The organism is Aureivirga marina (assembly GCF_015767265.1).
GTDB classification, from domain to species: Bacteria; Bacteroidota; Bacteroidia; order Flavobacteriales; family Flavobacteriaceae; genus Aureivirga; species Aureivirga marina.
Map to the genome: position 1 here is coordinate 352,077 of NZ_JADPIB010000005.1, position 20,887 is coordinate 372,963.

General features: G+C 28.6%; 15 protein-coding genes. 6 read left to right on the forward strand and 9 right to left on the reverse strand.

Going from position 1 to position 20,887, the window contains the following annotated elements:
- Positions 1-116: 116 nt before the first annotated feature.
- From I1A51_RS12790 to I1A51_RS12805, 4 genes are all read right to left on the reverse strand, one after another.
- A complete protein-coding gene (locus I1A51_RS12790; protein ID WP_196894488.1) occupies positions 117-5,441 on the reverse strand; it encodes a T9SS type A sorting domain-containing protein in 5,325 nt (1,774 codons plus the stop codon).
- 386 nt (positions 5,442-5,827) lie between these two features.
- A complete protein-coding gene (locus I1A51_RS12795; protein ID WP_196894489.1) occupies positions 5,828-6,466 on the reverse strand; it encodes a hypothetical protein in 639 nt (212 codons plus the stop codon).
- Entirely contained in the window at positions 6,466-6,834 is a 369-nt protein-coding gene (locus I1A51_RS12800) for a DoxX family protein (RefSeq protein ID WP_196894491.1), read from the reverse strand. Before I1A51_RS12800 ends, I1A51_RS12795 begins: the two co-directional genes overlap by 1 nt.
- Positions 6,835-6,837: 3 nt before the next feature.
- Entirely contained in the window at positions 6,838-7,368 is a 531-nt protein-coding gene (locus tag I1A51_RS12805) for a YceI family protein (protein WP_196894493.1), read from the reverse strand.
- Positions 7,369-7,473: 105 nt separating this feature from the next.
- On the opposite strand from I1A51_RS12805, the gene I1A51_RS12810 reads away from it, so the two are divergent.
- Positions 7,474-7,878, forward strand: coding sequence for a MerR family transcriptional regulator (locus tag I1A51_RS12810; protein WP_196894495.1), 405 nt, complete (start codon positions 7,474-7,476; stop codon positions 7,876-7,878).
- Positions 7,879-7,909: 31 nt separating this feature from the next.
- Here I1A51_RS12810 and I1A51_RS12815 read toward each other — a convergent pair whose 3' ends face one another.
- On the reverse strand, positions 7,910-9,334 hold the full coding sequence (locus I1A51_RS12815) for an ATP-grasp domain-containing protein (RefSeq protein ID WP_196894497.1): 1,425 nt from the start codon (positions 9,332-9,334) through the stop codon (positions 7,910-7,912).
- Between the two features lie 335 nt (positions 9,335-9,669).
- Between I1A51_RS12815 and bla the strand changes: the two genes are divergently transcribed.
- Positions 9,670-10,392: a subclass B1 metallo-beta-lactamase gene (gene bla, locus I1A51_RS12820; protein WP_196894499.1), complete on the forward strand. Its 723-nt coding sequence runs from the start codon at positions 9,670-9,672 to the stop codon at positions 10,390-10,392.
- 1 nt (position 10,393) lies between these two features.
- Here bla and I1A51_RS12825 read toward each other — a convergent pair whose 3' ends face one another.
- Positions 10,394-10,954 carry a TetR/AcrR family transcriptional regulator gene (locus I1A51_RS12825; protein ID WP_196894501.1) on the reverse strand — a complete coding sequence of 187 codons (561 nt, stop codon included), beginning with the start codon at positions 10,952-10,954 and terminating at the stop codon, positions 10,394-10,396.
- A 266-nt stretch (positions 10,955-11,220) separates the two neighbouring features.
- Here I1A51_RS12825 and I1A51_RS12830 point away from each other — a divergent pair, with 266 nt between their 5' ends.
- Complete coding sequence (locus I1A51_RS12830) at positions 11,221-11,607, forward strand: hypothetical protein (RefSeq protein WP_196894502.1); 387 nt, start codon at positions 11,221-11,223, stop codon at positions 11,605-11,607.
- A 25-nt stretch (positions 11,608-11,632) separates the two neighbouring features.
- Here I1A51_RS12830 and I1A51_RS12835 read toward each other — a convergent pair whose 3' ends face one another.
- Entirely contained in the window at positions 11,633-12,343 is a 711-nt protein-coding gene (locus I1A51_RS12835; protein ID WP_196894504.1) for a YqjF family protein, read from the reverse strand.
- Positions 12,344-12,423: 80 nt separating this feature from the next.
- On the opposite strand from I1A51_RS12835, the gene I1A51_RS12840 reads away from it, so the two are divergent.
- On the forward strand, positions 12,424-13,077 hold the full coding sequence (locus I1A51_RS12840; RefSeq protein WP_196894506.1) for a DUF2461 domain-containing protein: 654 nt from the start codon (positions 12,424-12,426) through the stop codon (positions 13,075-13,077).
- A gap of 60 nt (positions 13,078-13,137) precedes the next feature.
- Here I1A51_RS12840 and I1A51_RS12845 read toward each other — a convergent pair whose 3' ends face one another.
- Positions 13,138-14,184 carry a cytochrome-c peroxidase gene (locus tag I1A51_RS12845; RefSeq protein WP_196894508.1) on the reverse strand — a complete coding sequence of 349 codons (1,047 nt, stop codon included), beginning with the start codon at positions 14,182-14,184 and terminating at the stop codon, positions 13,138-13,140.
- Positions 14,185-14,597: 413 nt separating this feature from the next.
- On the opposite strand from I1A51_RS12845, the gene I1A51_RS12850 reads away from it, so the two are divergent.
- Positions 14,598-17,726, forward strand: a complete 3,129-nt coding sequence (locus I1A51_RS12850) for a TonB-dependent receptor (RefSeq protein WP_196894510.1) — start codon at positions 14,598-14,600, stop codon at positions 17,724-17,726.
- A gap of 71 nt (positions 17,727-17,797) precedes the next feature.
- Here the strand turns inward: I1A51_RS12850 and I1A51_RS12855 are convergent, their stop codons facing one another.
- Positions 17,798-18,718 (reverse strand): hypothetical protein, encoded by a 921-nt coding sequence (locus tag I1A51_RS12855; RefSeq protein ID WP_196894512.1) that lies wholly within the window; start codon positions 18,716-18,718, stop codon positions 17,798-17,800.
- Positions 18,719-18,852: 134 nt separating this feature from the next.
- Here I1A51_RS12855 and I1A51_RS12860 point away from each other — a divergent pair, with 134 nt between their 5' ends.
- Positions 18,853-20,712 carry a hypothetical protein gene (locus I1A51_RS12860; RefSeq protein WP_231374031.1) on the forward strand — a complete coding sequence of 620 codons (1,860 nt, stop codon included), beginning with the start codon at positions 18,853-18,855 and terminating at the stop codon, positions 20,710-20,712.
- Positions 20,713-20,887: the final 175 nt, after the last annotated feature.

Below are 20,887 nucleotides of genomic sequence, written 5' to 3' on the forward strand. Positions count from 1 at the left end.
TGAATTGTTAACATCCATTTTGACGAAAAGAAATGTAATTATTTACAAAAAAATTCCAGAGAATTAAGAACTCTCTGGAATTTGAATATTAAAAAAAATTCACTCTATAATTTCAATTATCTAATTACTAATTTTTCTCTATACTGTCCACCTTTTCTTGTGATAAATTGAACTGTATAAACACCTTTTGCAAGATTAGAAACTTGTAATTTTTGAATATCTTCTTTTGTTTCTTTATGAACTACTTTCCCAGTAACATCAAAAATAACAACCTGATCTACAATTGTATTTGTATTAATTGTTACCTCATCAATAGCAGGGTTTGGATATAATTCAAAATAAGATTTGTAATCGAAATCTGAAACATCTAAATCATCCACAACTTGAACGATAAATTGACAAGAACTTGCATTTCCATAAGCATCAACAACCTCAACAGTAACTGCATGATATCCTAATCCGAAAACAGTTCCAGCAGCTGGAGTTTGAGTTTTCGTAACACCTTCACAGTTGTCTAAAATTTCAACACTTTCCGTTAAATCAATTAAAGTATATGTAACACCATCTTCAGCTAAGATATTTTGTGTCTCAGGACAAACGATATTTGGTGCAACTGTATCTGTAATTTCAACATTAAAACTACAAGTTGAAACATTATCATTAATATCTGTAACAGTTAAAGTTACTTGTGTATTTTCAGAAATAACTGTTCCAGCTATTGGCTCTTGAACAATTGTAAAATCTGAATTACAATTATCTACGATATCAAAATTATGAATTGTAGTATAATCAGGAATTGTGTAGTCACATTCGTTTTCTAAATCAATTACTTGATCTGTCATACAATTTTGAATTATTGGAGCTTCTGTATCTTCAATAATTACTGTTTGAATTGCTGTACTTGAATTCCCATTAGAATCTACAAAAGTCCATTCGATTTCATGTGTTCCAGGAGTATTGAAAGTCAAGCTTTCTTGATCATGAGTTACAGTTACTAATCCACCACATAAATCTGGTGCATAAGGAATTTGAGTAACAGTAAATTCACATTGTGCATTTGTAACAGGAATAACAGGAATCATAGGACCTTCTGTATCTTCAATAATAATTGTTTGGTCAACAGAAGTTGTATTTCCATTTTCATCTTCAAAAGTCCAAGTTATTATATATGTACCAACTTCTGAAATATCTAAATCATCTGTTGTAGTTCCTTCTACTTCACCAGAACAATTATCCATTGCTACAGGAGTTTCAATATTCACTCCACAACTAATATTTTGAGGCTCTAAGTCTGAAATTTGAGGTGCTTCATTATCATCTACAAGATTCACCGTTTGAACTGCTTCCACACTATTTCCACTAGCATCAGTAAAAGTCCATGTAATTTGATATTCTCCATTTCCTGTGAAAGTTAAATCATCTGAAGTTTCTCCTGTAATCACACCAGAACAATTATCAGTTGTAGTTGGTGCATTTTCCATTGTATAAGAACAAGAAGTAGTGATCGGTTCTAAAGTAGGAATAATTGGAGCTTCATTATCAGTAATTGTAATTGTTTGAGTAGATTGTACTACTGCTCCACTTACATCTGTGAAATTCCAAACAACTTCATACGTTCCAACACTTGTAAATTCCGTATCATCTGTTGTTGTTCCAGTAACAGTTCCATCACAACCTTCAGTTGTTGGGTTTGTTGTAAATGTATAAGAACAATTTGCATTAATAGGAGCTAATGTTGGAGCCGTTAAAGGCGTTCCTGTAATTATAATTGTTTGTACAGATTGATATTCGTTTCCATCTCCGATATCAAAATACCAAGTTATTGTATATTCTCCTGGAGAATGGAAATCAGTTGTATCATCTGGTGTAACACCTGTTATTGTTCCAACACATCCATCTTCAACAACTGGAGCTTCTACTGCATCTAAAAAGCAATTTGCTTCTATTGTTTCTAAAGTTGGAGCAGTAAATTCTTCCACAGTAATAATAACTGTTTGAACAGACTCTACAATATTTCCATTTCCATCATCAAATGTCCATGTGATTGTATGAGTTCCTGCTGTATCAAAAGATGTCGCATCAGAAGTTTCTCCTGTAATATCTCCTGCACAAGAACCAACAATTACTGGTGCTTCTTCTACTGTATATGAACAATTTGCATTAATAGTTTCTAAAACTGGAGCAACAAAATCACCTTCACCATTAATTGTAATTTCTTGAATTACTTCTTTTGTATTTCCATTTCCATCATCAAATGTCCAAGTGATAGAATAATCTCCAACTTCTGTAAAAGATAAATCATCTGTTGTTGTTCCTGTAATTTCACCAGCACATTCATCAATAGCAATTGGCATTTCTGTAATTGTTAAAGAACAATTTGCAACAATTGGATCTAAATCTTGTTCTTCTGGAGCTTCAGTATCTTGAATAATAATTAATTGTACAGCTTGAACAGAATTACCAATTCCATCTTCGAATGTCCATGTTACTTCATGAGCTCCAAGATCTGTAAAAGAAGTTTCATCTGTTGTTGTTCCTGTAATATCTCCTGCACATCCATCTACAACTACTGGAAATTCTTCAAACTCATAAGAACATTCCGCTGTAATTGGTGCTAAAGTTGGCGCAGTTAAATCTCCTGTTCCATTTTCAATTGTAACAGTTTGTGTTTGTTGTACACTGTTTCCATTTCCATCATCAAATGTCCAAGTAATAGTGTGTTCTCCAACAATATTATATGTTAAAGGATTTGTTGTTGTTCCTGTAATTTCTCCAGCACAGTTATCTGTCGTTGTTGGCATTTCAGTAAATGTATAAGAACAACTTGCTGTTATTGGTGCTAAAGTTGGAATTACTGGATCTGTTGTATCTTGAATTACAATTGTTTGTGATTGTTCAACAGAATTTCCATTTCCATCATCAAAAATCCAAGTAATATAATATGTTCCAGCTGTGTTGAAAGTAGTATTATCAGTAGTTTCTCCTGTAATTGTTCCAGCACAATTATCTGTTGTAGTTGGATTTGTTACAACTGTATATTCACATTCCGCAGTAATTATTTCTAGAGAAGGAATTGTAGGATTTGTATTATCTTCAATAATAATTTCTTGAACTACAGAAAAAGTTGTTCCAGAAGTTTCTTCAAAATTCCAAGTAATTTGATGTGTTCCTGCACTTGTAAAGTTCGTATTATCTGTAGTTGTCCCTGTTACTGTTTCTCCTCCAACTGTTGTAATTGTTGGTGGAGTAGTATAATTATACGAACATTCAGCTGTAATTGGATCTAAAGAATAATTTGGAATTGCAGTTTCAACATCTGTAATATTTTTATAAACATCCGTATATGGCGTTGTAACACTATTAGCATACGTACTTCCTACAATAATTAAATCATTTAATCCATTTCCATCAATATCTTCAACAACTAATTTACTAGTATTTACTTCGTTTAAAATAGAACTTGATACATAATAAAATTTACCATCAATATTAGCATAAAGCTTCGTAAATGTAATATTTGAACTATTTCCCGTACTTGCATATCCTGTGATGATTAAATCTAAATCACCATCATTATCAAAATCTTTTAAAGCAGAATCACCTCTTGAAGCATTTACAACATGCGCTTGCTCATCTTCTACTAAAGTTCCTGTTCCATTATTTTTTAAAACAATCGTTTTACTTAAATAAGCAGAAGGGACATAACCGAAAACAATTACATCTAAATCATTATCATTATCAATATCTCCTACAGAAATATTTGATCTAAACATTCCTTCCCAAGATTCAGCTTCCGTAAATACTTCTGAACCATTATTTTTATAAAGCTTTGTAACTTTAATTGTCGCTCCATTTAAATCTTGATTAGTCTCTCCAGAAATTACAGCATCCATATCATTATCTCCATCAACATCTAAAAATGCAATTTCACCAAACCCTACATTAGGTAAATTTGTATTTTCGATTAAAGTAAATTCTCCTGAACCGTTATTTCTATATAATCCAGTAAAGTTTGTATTTGCAAATTGATTGTATTTTCCTGTTAAAACAATGTCTAAATCATTATCTCCATCAATATCAACTAACTCTGTACTTCCTTCAAAAACATTTACAAATTCTGGTTGTGTTGCAGCTTCACTAAATGTTCCTGCTCCATCATTTAAGTAAAGTTTTGCGGTTAAAATTCCATTTGAAATTCCTGAAACAACCAAATCTAAATCGTTATCTCCATCAACATCTCCAAAATCTGCTGTTCCTCTTCGAAAAGCAGGAATATTATTTGAAGTATCTTCTGTAAATGTTCCAACTCCATTATTTTTATAAATCTTAGAAACAGTTGTTTCATTTGCTAATCTTCCTGCAACAAATAAATCAATATCTCCATCTCCATCAATATCTCCACTTGTAATTAATCCTTGAGAAACATCCACAATACCAGAAGCCATTTCTTCTAAAATAATTGGTGTAGGTGTTTCTACATCATCCGAAATATTATCTACGTCTAAAGTTGCTAATCCGTTTGTTGCTTCCCAAAAATTATAGTTTCCTGCAATTCCATTATCTCCATTTCTTCCAAATCTTTCTACATGTCCATCATAAACATCCCATTCTTCGTCTGTCAATGGCGTATCTGTTAAGACTATGGTAAGCAATTTAAACTCTTTTTGAGAAGTCTGATAATCAGGAACTCTAGCTCCATGTTCTGCTACAATTGTTGCTCCATTATGCGTTACTCTAGTAGCAGCTGTAAACGTATCTGTTCCATTTGGATTATACTGTAAATTTGTAATTCCTGTAAAAGCATCGAAATCTTCTACATCAGAAGCTGGAATTAATCCCATTAAATAAAGTTCTAAATCAGTAAATGGAACCGAATTTCCACCATTTGCATTCAAACCAAAACTTCCTACAGTATAGCTGTTATTTCCATTTTCAACTAGTGTGCTTTGTTTAAAACCTCCTAATTGTCCTTTTCCACTTCCTCCAGTATATCCCCAGTGACCTGGAACATCTGTTGTAAGAATATAATTTCCCCAATTATGCATCAATTCGTGTAAAGCAGGTCCATTTTGAATACTACTTTTTGAACTTAATTGCATAATTGCTTGTAATTTTCCGTTTGATCCATGATTTCCTGAATTATCATAGATATTAGAGCCAATTCCTTGAATGTCGTTTGAAACTCCAATTAATTTTCCATAGTAATTTAATGTAGAGGGTACATTATCTTCGTTTAAAACGTAAAAAATAAAATCAAAGTCATCTCCAAATTTTTGATATAAATCTTGGGTTAAAGCATATCTTTTGGTGTTATCTCCAAAATCATCATTTGCTTTCCAACTTTGGTATTCTTCTGGGGTCATTTGTAGTGAAGCAACACGATTATTCGGATGCACCACAATAGTATGCGTTTGCGCTACTGCTACGTAGACAAATAGCATAAAAAAAACGAGGGTAATTTTTTTCATAAAAAATTTAGAAATAATTATAATTTTAAGTTAAAATGACAAAATAAATAAATTTTAAATAAAAATATGCACATTACAATTTTATTTTATCAAAATTCAAATATCTTTTATTAAAGTATTTAGAATCCCTCTTCAAAATTCTAGGTGAATTCTGTTAAAAATCCTTAAAATTTTATTTTTATATAAAAAGTTGATTATTAAATTTCATATTATTATGATTATTCCAATTCTTCTTACAGTTATTTAGTCTTAATAAAAATCATACCTTTTTATTTATTTTAAAAATAAAACATCAAAAAAGGCTGAATTCTCTCAAATTCAACCTTTACATTACTAAAACAGCTTGCCATTTCAATAAATCAAACCTCCTTTATATATTTTCCTACCTGAAAATTCTCTTGTTTTATCAATCGAAAATATTGCAATGTTTTCAAAATTAATTTCAATGATTTTTTCACTTTATTTCCTGCTTTTTTAAAATTCTCTTCAGAATCCCAAATAAAAAATAACACATTTTTATCCTGATGCATCGCTTTAAATTCCTGATCTAAAATATATCCTTGATGATTTCTAAACGTAGAAAGAAATTCATTTTTCTTCTGAGGAAATATTTTTCTTTTCGAAGCTTTAATTGTTCTTACAGCAAATTCTATAACATATTTTTCTTGTTGTAAACTTTTAAAATCAAAAAGAGCATCATTTTCTGGATGAATTAAATAGGAACCTAAAACGGAAAAACTTGAAGTATAATTTTGAAAAATTGGTGAAAATTGTAATTGACTTTCTAATTTCTTTTTTTCTTCCAAACTTTTCCAAGTAATTACTTCTACATATACATTTTTCGATTGCTTTTTAGGAAAAGAAAAAAACGATTTAAATAAACTAAAATTCAATGCTTCATACAATTCTTTTCTTTCTTCCATAAAATGTTTTCTCTTCTTTAAAAAACTTGATGAATCTTCTTTTAATTTGATAAATTTTAACTCAATTAGTTGCATCACTTTACCTTTTTATAATCCATTTTCTTTTCAAAAACATAACTAATCAACATCAAAACTAACATCAAAATAGGTCCAAATGTTTCTCCATCATTTTTCATAAAATGCGCTAAAGCTGAGAGTAACAAATTAAATGTAAATCCAGCATACGCCCATTCTTTAAGCAAAGGAAACTTCTTTTGTAAAATCGCAATAATTCCTAAAAACTTCGCAATCGCCAACGGATAAACTAAATAAGCAGGAAAACCTAAACTCTCGAAAGACAATGTAATTTCAGTATAATTCATAAAATACATTGCTACAGCACTTAAAATTCCTAAAGAAAATAATCCAGTAAAAACCCAATAAATAATTTTATTTCTTTTCATGATTTATGATTTTAGTTTACACAAAACTTTTGTTATTTCTACTGTTTTCCCAACCATAAATCCACCTTTTGGTCCAACTCCAAAGTCTGTTCTTTTTATAGAAAAATTTCCTATTATTTCATTTGATTCTGAATTAAAAGTGAAAGGAATTTCTACTTCTTTTTTTCTATTTTTAATCTGTAATATTCCTTTTGCAATAAATTTTCCATTAAATTTTTCAATAGTTTTAGATGTAAAACAAATATTTGGAAAGTTTTCAATATCAAAAAAATCTTCCTTCTTTAAATGCTTATCTCTTCCTTTGTTTTTGGTTTGAATCGTTGCGACTTCAAGACAAATATTAATTCTCGAATTTTCAATGTTTTTTTCATCTAAAAAAACTTCTCCTGTCATTCCAGAAATTGTTCCTTTTACAGAATTAATTCCCATATTAGAAATTTTAAATTCAACTAAAGACTCTTCTGTAACAACATTCTGTGAAAACAGAAAATTAGGAATCGTTAAAAACAATGTTAATAGATATATTAATCTCATAAATGGTTATTTTTTAATTTACATTTGCAAAGATAAACCATGGACTATAGTCAATAGTCAAATGATTTTTCAACTTTTTTTAATCTTTTTTAAAATTTAACATTTATGAAAATTGGACAACTTGCAAAAATCACAGGCGTATCAAGGGATACAGTGAGATTGTATGAGAAAATGGGATTGGTTAAAAATGTTTCTCAACCTTATGAATACAATAATTATAAAGAATATGGAGATGAAAATGTAGAACGAATTAAATTAGTTTTAGACATGAAAAAACATGGATTAAAACTTTCTGAATGTAAAGAAATTCTTGATAATCTGGAAAATCATGAAAACGATACAGAATTTCGTAAAAAATTTCTTACACAAAAAATTGAAGAATTAGATAAAAAAATCAAAGAATTAAATGCTTTAAAAAAGACGTTTGAAACTTTTTTAGAAAACGATGGAGAATGTGATAAACAAGAAGAAATTATGAAAGTAAAAATCACAACAAAAGAAGAAAAATAAAAGGATACAATTTGCATCCTTTCTATATTTTTCAACACATTATTTCGCTCAAAAGTACTTCATCATTATCTAAAAATGCAAAAAGTTTTTTTCGAAAAGCGCCTTTTTTATTTAATAATGTTTTCGCCATTTTATCTATTGAAATGATTGTTAAAATTGTTTGAATATAGGCTTCAATCAAATCGTCAATTCCTAAACCAAGCGAATTAAAATCTTTTTGATCCATCAATAATAAACGTGAAGTATCCGAATCCCATTTATTTTCATCTAATTTTATCGAAAGATTCGTTCCCAAAACTTTCCAACTATCTTCTGGCAAATCTTTTTCCAAAGGAGTTCTCGCTCTTCTCGCATATAAAGCACCTGGGGCAAATCCTTTCGGAGAAGAATAAACCATCATTCTTAAATCTGCAATAAAAATATTTCCTTTCTTATTTGGCATTGTTCCAATATGAAAAAATTTTCCATGTTGGCTTGTCGAACTCCAATTATAATGTCCAATTAAACTTTGTACAATAAATTGATCATAAGAATGCTCTAAATCCATGAAATTTTGCAATTCCTTTTCACTTGTAATCGTATAAACTCCTTGTCCTGCATTGGAATATGGATTTTTAATTACAGCTTTTCCACCAAATTTCTGAATCCAAAGAGGAATTTCTAGTTTATTAACATCTTTAATTGTCTCTGGCACATTTATTTTTAAACCCGATTCTGCAATTTCAGCATTAAAAATTTCGTATGCCTTATTTGCTAAAAGTTTATTTCTTCCACCAGCCAAACAAACCAAAGTAGAATTATAAATAAATGTTTTAGAAGTTGTCGGAATTCGATTCCAAGGTTTTTGTGTTACATAACGAAAAGCTGCTCTAATTGGAATTTTCTCATCATTTTGTTCTAAAATCATCACTTTATTTTCAAAAGTGATATAACTTTCTTCCTTATTAAAATGTGGAATTAAATAAACTTTTTCTCCAGTTAAATCAGCAATTGTCGAAGCATAACCAGTAACTTCCATATAGTTTTTATCATAAATTACCGCCAATGCTCCTTTTGGTAATCTTTTATTTTTTAAAGCTGGAAGAAATGATTTCTTAATCAAAGCTTTATATCCACGATGTTCATTAGATTCATTACTATTTGGCATTGATTTTTGACCAGAAGGACACGAATTTGTTTCTAAAACAACCATTTTTCGATTTCCCATTTCGGTCGTTACATAAAACAAATCTGAACCTCCCCAAAAGAAATGTTTACACTGATATTTTAATAATTCTAGAAGTTTTTCTTTGCTAACTTGCGGATTCAAATGACAAAATCGTTCTGCAATTCTATCATGTTCCATATTGAAAAAATGCCCAATCATTCGATGCAATTGCGCATTTAAAGCTTTTGGATAAAAATGGTTTTCAGCTTCAAAGCTATTTGGTTCTATAATCTCTATTTTCCTAGTCATTTTACACTCTATCTAAAGTGATGAAACAATTAATTGATTTAAAATGCTTTTTTTAACCTTTTGAAGATAAATCCAAATATTTAAATTTCAGTTATTTATTTTATAATTTTTCATGTAGAAACTGTTATTTTTTTGAAGTAAAAAAGTGAATTTCTTTAGTATTTAAGAAAAAGTGGAAATTTCTATAATTAAAATAAGTTTTGGTTATTTATTAATATATAATACAGGAATTAAAAATTAAAAAAACATATTGGATTTTATATTTATAAAAAGCGTCTTTTACTCTTAATTATTATTGTATCTTTGAGAAGAATTCATAACATTTTAAAATTATCATGAAAAAAATAGCATTCCTATTTCTGATTTCTATTGCTTTTTTTAGTTGTACAAACTCAAAAGAATATGCTTCAGAAACTTTAAAAATTCAGCCACTTTCTGAGAATATTTTCACACATATATCTTATTTACAAACAGAAGATTTTGGAAATGTTCCTTGTAATGGAATGATTTATATTGAAAATGACGAAGCAATAATTTTTGATACTCCTACAAATAATAAAGCTTCGGAAGAATTAATTAATTGGGTTGAAAAACAAAATAAAACTGTTAAAGCAATTGTTGTAACACATTTTCACGAAGATTGTTTAGGAGGTTTAGAACAATTTCATCAGAAAAACATTGCTTCTTATGGAAGTGAAAAGACAATTAATTTAGCAAATGAAAAAAATATTAAAATAGTACCAAATCATGTTTTTTCAGAAAAAATCGAACTTGAAATTGGAAAAAATTCTGTGATTACAGAATATTTCGGAGAAGGTCACACAAAAGACAATGTGGTTGGATATATTCCAAATGAAAATGCTTTATTTGGAGGATGTTTGGTTAAAAGAGTTGGTGCTGGAAAAGGTTTTACAGGAGACGCAAATATAAATGCTTGGTCAAATACGGTATTAAAGATTAAAAATAAATATCCAAATTTAGAAATTGTTGTTCCAGGACATGGAAAATCTGGAGGAACAGAACTTTTGGATTTTACAATTGAACTTTTTAAAAATTAATTTATTTTAAAACTTTATAATATGCTTTTTTAGCATTTTCAATTGGAGAACTATTTCCATGAATTTGACTTAAAATAATAGCTCCTTCAATTAAAATCATAATCTCTTTGGAAAGTTCTTCACTTATAATTTTATAGGGAGAATTTTCCAATTCTTTTAAAATCCAATTTTCTAAAAAAGATTTATGAAAAATTACTTCTTCTTTGATAGAATTTTCCTCTGGTTTTAAATTTGTGACAATATTTTGAAACGCACATCCAATATAATTCATTTCTTCCAACCAAGATTTTAAAAAATCAAAAATCTTCGCCAATTTCTGTTTTACATCTTTTTCTTCCTCTCCTACAAACTGTATCATATTTTCCATCCAAAAAAGATGACGATATTGTAAAAAAGCAACCGCAATTTCTTCTTTCGAACGAAAATGTTGATACATGCTTGCTTTTGCAACTTCTGCCTCTTTGATAATTTGATTTATCCCAGTATTTGTATAACCTTGTTTATAAAATAAATCAGAAGCTGTCTTAATAATTCTTTCTTTTACAGATTGCTTTTTACCCATTTTACAAAGATAAAAATTGCGTAAAAAACATACAAGTCTGTTTCAAACTTCATTTTAACATTAAGAATAGAATTTCAATTTTATTTTAGGTTAATTTTTTAGAAATATTTTAGTTAAAAAACAGATAGTTAACTCATTTATTTACAAAATTTTAAATTGACTTCAACTGATTTTTTCCCTATATTATTACTTGAAAAAAACTTGAGGAAAGGCGAAATCTGAAAAGCCTAATTTTAAATAGAGTAAGATTAAAAAAAATACGACAAATGAATTATTCTGGAATTAAAAAATTTGAGATAATCAACCAAAGTACATGTCCAATTTCTAATTTTCGATTGACACATTTCATGCATGAAGATTGTAAAGAAAATACGAATAAAGTTGTGACAAAATCTATTTTTGAAAAAAATGAATCTATTACAACAAATTTCGAATCTATCTATGGAAAAGAAGATTGCTGGTTTGTACAATTTGCTACTCCTGATGGAGATAATAAAATGACAAAAGCTTTAAAATGCAATATGCGAGAAAAAGGTACAGATTACAGAATTATTATTACAAATTCTGAATTAATTATTGAATGGAATGATGATCTAGCGACTTTACATGCAAAGGGAACATATGTTAAACCGATAAGAGAAGTGATGGAGTAAAAAGCCCTAAAAAAGGGCTTTTGTTTTATGTAATCTTTATTTTATTTTCTACTGTAATTTCAGAACCTTCTGCCAACATTACAGAAGAAGGTTCTTGTTGATTTAAAAACGAAAATTCTTCTCCATAAATTTCTTCAAAATCAACATCTAATTTATAATTTAACACATCATACGTTTTCCATCTTGGATGTGTAACTTCATATTCATTGGTAGAAGTTTCATTAATTTTTGCATACCCCCAATAATGTTCTGTAATAAATTCTGTTTCGCTTCCTTCTAACAAATCTTTTCCTTCTTTTTCTGCAACTACAGCAATGGAATTCCAACCATTTTTCTTTCTCCATTGGTATGCAACTTTACGATTTTCTGCATCTTCTTGCCAATTATGACGCATTTCCATGGTTTCATAATTTTCATTATATACTGTATTTGCGACAAAAGTTAAAGCTGGTTTTGGTACAATTTCTTTAATAAAAACAACTCCTCTCTTCCACTCTCCTTCTTCTTTTCTTTTTACATAAAAACGCAAATTTACTTCTTCAAAATCTGTATGAAAAGGAACTTTTATTCCAAGAAGTTTTGTATTTAAAAACATAAAACCAATTAAACTTACGTAACATTTCTCATTCCATAAATCTAATTCCATTCCATGCGGAACATATTTTTCTAAAATTGTAGGATTTACTTCATAATTAAAAATGGCTAGTTTTCGCCATTCTGCAACTAAAAAACTCATATTTTTCTTTTTAAATGAAACAATTTTTACACTTTAATTCTCAAAAATATTAATTATTTTAACAGGAAAATATTTTTATAATGAAATTAGAATTAATCCTAAGTTTTTTAAGCAAGTTAGAAAAAAATAACAATCGTGATTGGTTTCATGAAAATAAAAAAACATATACAGAAGCTAGAGAAGAATATGCACTTTTAATTGATGCTTTGATTTCAAAAATTAGAAAGTTTGACGAATCTATAATGACAATTTCTTCTAAAGATTGTATGTTTCGTTTAAATCGTGATATTCGTTTTTCTAATAATAAAGATCCATATAAATTAAATTTTGGAGCATTTATTTCTGGAAATGGAAGAAAAAGTGAGCAAGCAGGATATTATGTGCATATCGAACCTGGAAAATCTTTTATTGGAGGAGGAATTTATAGACCACAAGCAAAAGAATTAAAAGCAATTCGAACAGAAATTTTTGAATATCCTGAAGAGTTTAAAGCTATTATTCATGATGAAAAGTTTCAAAAAGTTTTTCCTGAAATTTATGGAGAAAAATTAAAAACTGCACCACGTGGATTTCCAAAAGATTTTAAAGATTTAGATTTAATAAAACATAAAAGTTATGCAGTAATTCACAAAGTAGAAGATGATTTTTGGAAACAAGAAAATGTTTTAGAAGAAATCATTTCGGTTTTTAAAATTCAGTACAAATACAATTTATTTCTGAATAATGCTTTGTAATAAAGCATTATTCAGAATTCCCTTTTTCTAAGCAATTTTTTGATAACTACTAAAACAATGTTATTCTCTCACGTCAGCTGGCAATTCACCAGTTAAAGTATTCAAGAATGCAATAATTTCCTCTGTTTGTGTTTCTGTTAAGTCTTTATTTGCTTGAACTTTTGCCATAATTTTTACAGCTTCAGTTAAACTTTTTACACTTCCATCATGGAAATAAGGACCAGTTTTTTCGATATTTCTTAAAGAAGGAACTTTAAAAACATATTTATCTGCTTCTTCTTTTGTTACTTCAAACTTTCCTAAATCCACTTTTTCACTTTTTGTATGCTTCCAATAATCATCAAATAAACCGAATTTTTGATACATATTTCCACCTAATAAAGTTCCAGAGTGACAAGAAATACATCCAGATTCCATATATGTTTGAAGTCCTTTTTTCTCTTTGTCTGTTAAAGCATGATCGTCACCAGCAATATAATCATCAAAGCGAGAAGGCGTCACAAGCTTTCTTTCAAAAGCACCTAAAGCTTTCTTTACGTTATCATATGTAATTGCTTCTTTTGATTCTGGAAATGCTTTTGCAAACATTTCTTTATAACTATCAATTTCTGAAAGACGCTCAATTACTGCTTCTTTACTATGCATTGCCATTTCCACAGGATTTAAAATTGGTCCTCCAGCTTGTGCTTCCACATCTGGTTCTCTTCCATCCCAAAATTGCGCAACATGGAAAGCTGCATTAAAAGTTGTTGGAGAATTTCTTCCTCCTAACTTTCCGTCATTCCCCATAGAAAAAGCTTGATTATCCACACCATAAGTTTTTAAATCATGACATGTATTACAGCTTTGTGTATTATCTTTTGAAAGTTTTTTCTCAAAATATAAAGCTTTTCCTAGAGCTATTTTTTCTGCTGTTAAAGGATTTGCTGTATTTTCAGCTACACCTTTTAAAGCTCCAAATAATTGACGAGCTTGTGCATCCACAGCTTCATATTCATTTACAACTTCTTCTTTTTCTTTCTCTTTTACAACTTCTTTTTTCTTGTCGTTGTTTCCACAACTGAAAAGTGTCGCAGCAACTGCCACACAAAGTAAACTTTTCTTCATTTTAGTTAAATATTAATAATTATCATTAGGTTATTTTGGTTTGATAATAGCTGATACTTTAAACCCTTCTATAATTTTCAATATTTTTTGTTCGGAATGAATATAGTGATTTAACGCTCAGTATGTAAGATTCACACACAATAAGTTATACTGAAAGTTAAATTTTTACACATTCAAGTATTTATAGTCGTTTTTTAAAAAGAAACTTTACATTTTTTGTTACTTTTTTCATTTTTTTACGACTAAAATTTATTTCAAAACTTAAAACTCTAAAAATCAAAACATAAGTAAAATCAGGAAGTTTTAATTCGTTAATTATTTGTTAAAATAACATTAATTTAATTTTAATTTACTGTAAGGAAAGACCATTTCTCTAGACCAAATCATGAATTTTTAAAATAAAACCCTAAAAAATGATTAAAAGATTTGGTTTAATTATCTTTCTTATGATGAGCACCTTCGTCATTGCTCAAGAGACTACAGGAACCTTACAAGGAACCGTCAAGGACGATTTAAACTTGCCTATTGAAGAAGCAACAATTTTAGTAACGGATACAGAGACAAATTTCCGTTATGGTGGAAGTTCTAATCAAAATGGATTTTATATCATTAACAATCTTCCTCCTTCAAAAAAATATAAAATTGAAGTATCTTTTTTAGGTTTTCAAACCATTATAATTACAGATTTCGCTGTTAATTTAGGAGAAATTAGTTATCAAGATTTTGTGCTGAATGAAGATAATGTTTCTCTTGGAGAAGTAGAAGTGAAAGTAAATAAAACGACAAATAAAAAAGGAAATGAAACATTGTTAACCGCAAAAACATTGCAGAAAACTCCTACAATTAGTCGTTCTATACAAGATTTGACAAAAAACTTACCAGAATCCAACTTAAACTCGTTTGCTGGAGCGAGTAACAGATTCAACAATTTAAACATCGATGGAATCGCAAATAACGATGTTGTTGGTTTTCAAGAACCTGCAAGTGGAGCTGCTGGATCTTCTGCAAATGGAACTCCTGGAAGTTTATCTCGATCACAACCGATTGGACTTGGTGCTATTAAAGAACTTTCGGTAAAAGTTGCTCCTTTTGATGTAAGTATTGGAAATTTTACAGGAGCAAATATCAATTTAGTAACAAAAAACGGAACGAATGATTTTCGTTCGGAAGTATATGGATATGGAAATAATCAGCTTTTAGTTGGAAAATATGCTGAAGGAATTAAACAAAAAATTGAAGATTTCTATGATGTGCAAATAGGAGCTTCATTTGGAGGAGCTTTGAAAAAAGACAAACTTTTCTTCTTCGTAAATTTTGAGCAAGCATTATCAAATACGCCTGTCTTAAATGCTCCAGGTTCTTCTTCTTCAAATATTTCTTTGGAAACTGTAGAAGCAATTTCGCAAAAGTTAATCAATGATTATGGTTATGATCCTGGAACGTATACAGATGCAAATATAAAAACTGCTAGTTCAAAATTATTTGCTCGTTTGGATTATAATATTTCAGATGTTCACAAATTAACTGTTCGAAATAATTTTGTAAAAAGTTATGCAGATAATTTAGAATGGAACGCTTCAGTTTTCAATTTTGGGAATCAAGGATATAGACATGAAAGTATTGCAAATAGTTTGGCTTTAGAACTAAAATCGAATTTTTCAAATGGAATTTCTAATGTTTTTAGTTTTGGATATAATAAGGTAAAAGAAGACAGAAATTTTGATGGAAGAATTTTCCCACATATTGATATTTCGGAAAATTCAAACAGTATTTTTGCAGGAACTTATCGTGAAGCTTCTGTTTATGGAACAGATTTAAACACATTCCAAGTTTCTAATAAACTTTCTGTTTTTAAAGACAATCACTCTTTAACTTTTGGTGGATTTGCGCAATATAACACTGTGGATTATGGATTTCTTTCTGCTTGGAATGGAAGATGGCAATATAAATCTGTGGATAATTTCTTAAATGATAGACCATCAAGAATTCGAGGAGTTTATCATATTTCAAATAATACATATGATTTTGTTAGTAATGAACCATCGGCAACTTTAAAAATCTTTGAAGGAGCAGTTTATGCACAAGATTATTATAGAGTTTCGGACAGATTTTCTGTTTTAGCTGGAGCTCGTTTAGATTTCCAATTTTTAACGGAAGATTTACCAATTAGTCAAGAAGTAAAAAACACACCTGAATTTGCGCATTTTACAAACAAAATTTCAAAAGCGCCACAATTTAATCCACGTTTAGGATTTAATTATTTTATCGATCAAAATAGAAATTTTAAACTTCGTGGAGGAACTGGTTTATTCTCAGGTAGAATACCTTATTTATGGTTTGCTTATGCAGAATATATTTCAGGAACAGAGTATTTTAATATTGATATTCGTCCTGATGGAACACAAACTATCGTTGAAAATCTTGGAGATTTAGCTTCTCAACAACCAAATCTTACAGAGATTAATTTAATTGACAATGATTTTAAATTACCAAGAGAATGGAAAAGTAATTTAGCTTTAGAAGTAAGATTACCAAATGAATGGAATCTTTCATTAGAAGGAACTTATTCAAAAGTAATCAATGGAATTTTCTTTCAATCTATTAATAGAAAAGATGAAAAAGCAAACTTTTCAGGAGCTGATGGAAGAGAATATTTTACTTCAAAAGGTGAAGATATTAAGATTAATAAAAACTTTACCAATGTTTTCTTGTTGACAAATACAGACCAAGGATATCGTTATAATGTAACTTTTGGAGTGAATAAAACGTACAGAAATTATAACGGATATATTGGTTATACTTATGGAAAAAGTAAAGATATTTCAAGTACGGTAAGAAATTCAAATGCAGCAAATTTTGAATGGAATCAAGCAATTGATGCAAATAACCCAGATTTATCTTATTCAAACTTTGATTTAAGACACAAAATTGTTTCTTCACATTCTTTCAATTTTAATTTAAATGAAAAGAACAATCTTCTAGTTTCTCTACTTTACACAGGAACTTCTGGAAGTCCATATTCTTTTATTTATGCAGGAGATGTAAATCAAGATGGTTCTTCAAAGAACGATTTACTTTATGTTCCAGCATCAGCGAATGAAATTAATTTAAGAGATATTACGGATGCTTCAGGAAATGTTGTCGTAAGTGCAGAACAACAATGGGAAAACTTAGATAGATATATTTCTGGAAATGATTATTTATCAGAAAGAAGAGGAAAATATGCTGAAAGAAATGGTGCAAAAACACCTTGGAATCACCAATTAGATATGAAATGGGAATACACAACAAAATTAAACAAAGGAAAAGCTTTGAGTTTTTCATTTGATATGTTGAATGTATTGAACTTCATCAATAATGATTGGGGAAGATTAGTTTATGTACCTAATGTAGTGAATTCAAGTTTTAGTTTAATTGATTTTGTTGGAATAGAAAATAACCAACCTGTATATCAATTTAACAATATCACACAAACACCTTGGGTTGTTGATCAAGTAAACTCAAGATGGAAAGCACAAGTTGGAGTGAGATATCAATTTTAAATGAAACTATTCTGATTTTTTCATAATTAAAAAAAGCTGTTTCCTTGATTAGGAACAGCTTTTTTGATTATTTAGTTTGGTAAATTATAAGAATAATTTAGATTAAACTCTCCTTCTGTTATTGAAATTACAGTTCCATTATCATTTGTATTAAAACTAAAAGTTCCTTTCACTCTTTTAAAAGTTCCATTTTCAATAATTTCATCAATCGTTAAAGTCCCTTCATCAATAATCGGTAATTGAATTATTTCTTGCTCATTTTCTGTGACTTTTACCAACATAATCGAATATGCTTCATTCATATCTTCATTTGTAAATTGATAAGTTCCTACTTCTGCTAAGAATAAATTATTTTCATAGTTTGTTGGAAAAGAAATAGAAATCACGTGACCTGTTTCATTGGATCCATGATAAATAGACGTATTATTTGCAGCATTAAAAAATGGTTGATTAATCGAATTCCATGTTTGTTCATTCATTTTTGCATTTAAATAAATATCTCCAACTGTAGACATTTCATTTTCAACAAACAACAGATTAAAATCTCCTTTTATTTCAATTAATTCATTTGTAAATTCATCAATATGTGTCCCTGAAAAATTACCATTTATAATTTTATTCTGTTCATTGAATTCTTTTAATTCAAAATTAAAAATTGCATCCAATTTCTTTTCCTCACCTATAGGTGTTGAAATTATAATTCCTTCAGAATTTACATAAGAACAATTTATATTTCCATAATTTCCTTCTTCAAAAAACTGAAAACTAATTCCATATTTTCCGTCAAGAGAAAAACCTGAAACCTGAATTTTTCCATTTTCTAAACGATAAGCAGAATAGGAATCTAAAATATGTTCTTCTCCATTTATTTCATAATGAATATAATATTCCAAAGCAGGAGAAATATAATCGTCATTGGAAGAAGAATCATCTGAATCACAAGAAAAAATAGTAACAATAGTAAAAAGTAAGAAATAAAAAACTTTTTTCATTTTTTATAGATTTTTAAAATTAAATTCTTTTGCTAATGAATATATAAAATATTCACCTTTTTTAACAATTTTCTTGAAAGACTCAAAAACAACAATTTACACAAAATATTAAAAATCAAATCATTACACTCATAATGATAAAAATCATAGTTTATTTAAAATATTTAACTGTCCTTTGGAAGTCTATAATTAATGGAAAAATGGACAGAAAAGAAGCACATAATTTTTATATTCCAGTAATGGGACTTGCCTACACAATTGATTCTCCAATCAAAGTGGCACATTACGGAATCTCATCAGTAATGTCAATCGTAGATGATATTTTGGTGGAGCAAATGAACGAGCATTACGCAAAGAAATATTCTTTACCTTTTCAAAAATATAGTTCAAAAGATATTTATGCAAGAGCAAATAGAATTAAAGATTATTTGAATAATGTTCAGAAAATTGTAGAAACAAAATTTGAAGATTTTAAACAAGAAATTTCTACAAATACAAAATCATTAAATGATTATATCGAAACACTACCAAAGTTTTCAAATATTAAGAATAAATTAGTGGAATTTGCTGATGAAAACTTAAATAGTGATACAATTAAATCTTGGTTAGATGAACATTTAAGTCATGGTTCAATTGATGTAAATATCATGACAAAAGTAGATAAAGCAAACTTTGACGGAAAAGAGCCTTTACCTTCTGAATTTAATGATGGACATCTTTCTTTAAAAGGTTTTGCGGAAAGTGATCTAAATTCTTCTCTTGTATTGTCTGCTGGAATGAATCCTAGGCTATACAGTTATATTGAGAAATTTGAAGATTTTTATCCAGATGCAAACGGAAATATTAAAAAGAAAATCATTTTAAAAGTAAGTGATTATCGTTCTGCAATGATTCAAGGAAAATTTTTAGCAAAAAAAGGAATTTGGGTTTCTGAATATCGAATTGAATCTGGTTTAAATTGTGGAGGACATGCTTTTGCAACAGAAGGTTTACTTCTTGGACCGATTTTACAAGAATTTAAAGAAGGAAAAGAAGCTTTAGCGAAAGAAACTCAAGATATTGCATTTTCTGCTTTAGAGAAAAAAGGAAAAACAGTTCCTAAAAATTTACCAAATGTAAAAATTACTGCACAAGGTGGTGTTGGAACTGGAGAAGAACATCAATTTTTATTAGAAAATTACGATTTAGATGCAATCGGTTGGGGATCGCCATTTTTATTGGTTCCTGAAGCAACAACTGTTGATGATGATACTATTGCAAAACTTTCAGAAGCAAAAGAAAAAGATTTATATTTAAGTAAAGTTTCTCCGCTTGGAGTTCCTTTTAATAATTTACGAACTTCTTCAAATGAAGTTTTAAAAAGAGAAAAATTAGAAATTAATAAATATGGAAGTTCTTGTCCAAAGAAATTCTTAGTTTCTAATAAAAATTATTCAGATAGACCAATTTGTACAGCTTCTAGAAAATATATTGAGAAAGAAATGGAATCATTAAATGATGAAATTCTTACTCCAGAAGAAAAGCAAAACAGAATTGCAGAAATCAACGTAAAATCTTGTTTATGTATTGGTTTGGCATCTGCGGCTTTAGAAAAGAATAATATTTCAGTAAAAGGAGAAAAACAAGGAATTGTGATTTGTCCTGGTCCAAATATGGCTTATTTTAATGAAACATTTAAGCTAAAAGATATGATTCGTCATATTTACGGATATGAAAATGTAAAAGTAGCAACAAATCGCCCACATGTTTTTGTGAAGGAATTAGGGATTTATTTAGATTATTTAAAAAATGAACTTGAAGAAGTGAAAACAGAGTTTACTAAAAAACAAGAAAAATACTTTAATTCTTTCCAATCTAACCTAGAAAAGGCAGTTTCTTATTATGAAGATTTAAATGCACAAGTGCAATTATTTTCAGAAAATAGTATGAAATCTGCAATGAAAACTTTAGAAGAAATAAAGTTTAGTTTAGAGGAAAAATTATGTGTTAGTTAGTTAATATTTACAAAAAACATCTATTATTTCAAGCTTACAGTTATCTGATATCTGTAAGCTTTTTTATTTTTCACAGACAAATATTTTAAATATTTAGAATAAAATTGTCTAATTCTAAACAGAAAAAGCCTTGAATAAAAGATATTTAATCAAATTTGTCGTTTGATGTGATTTT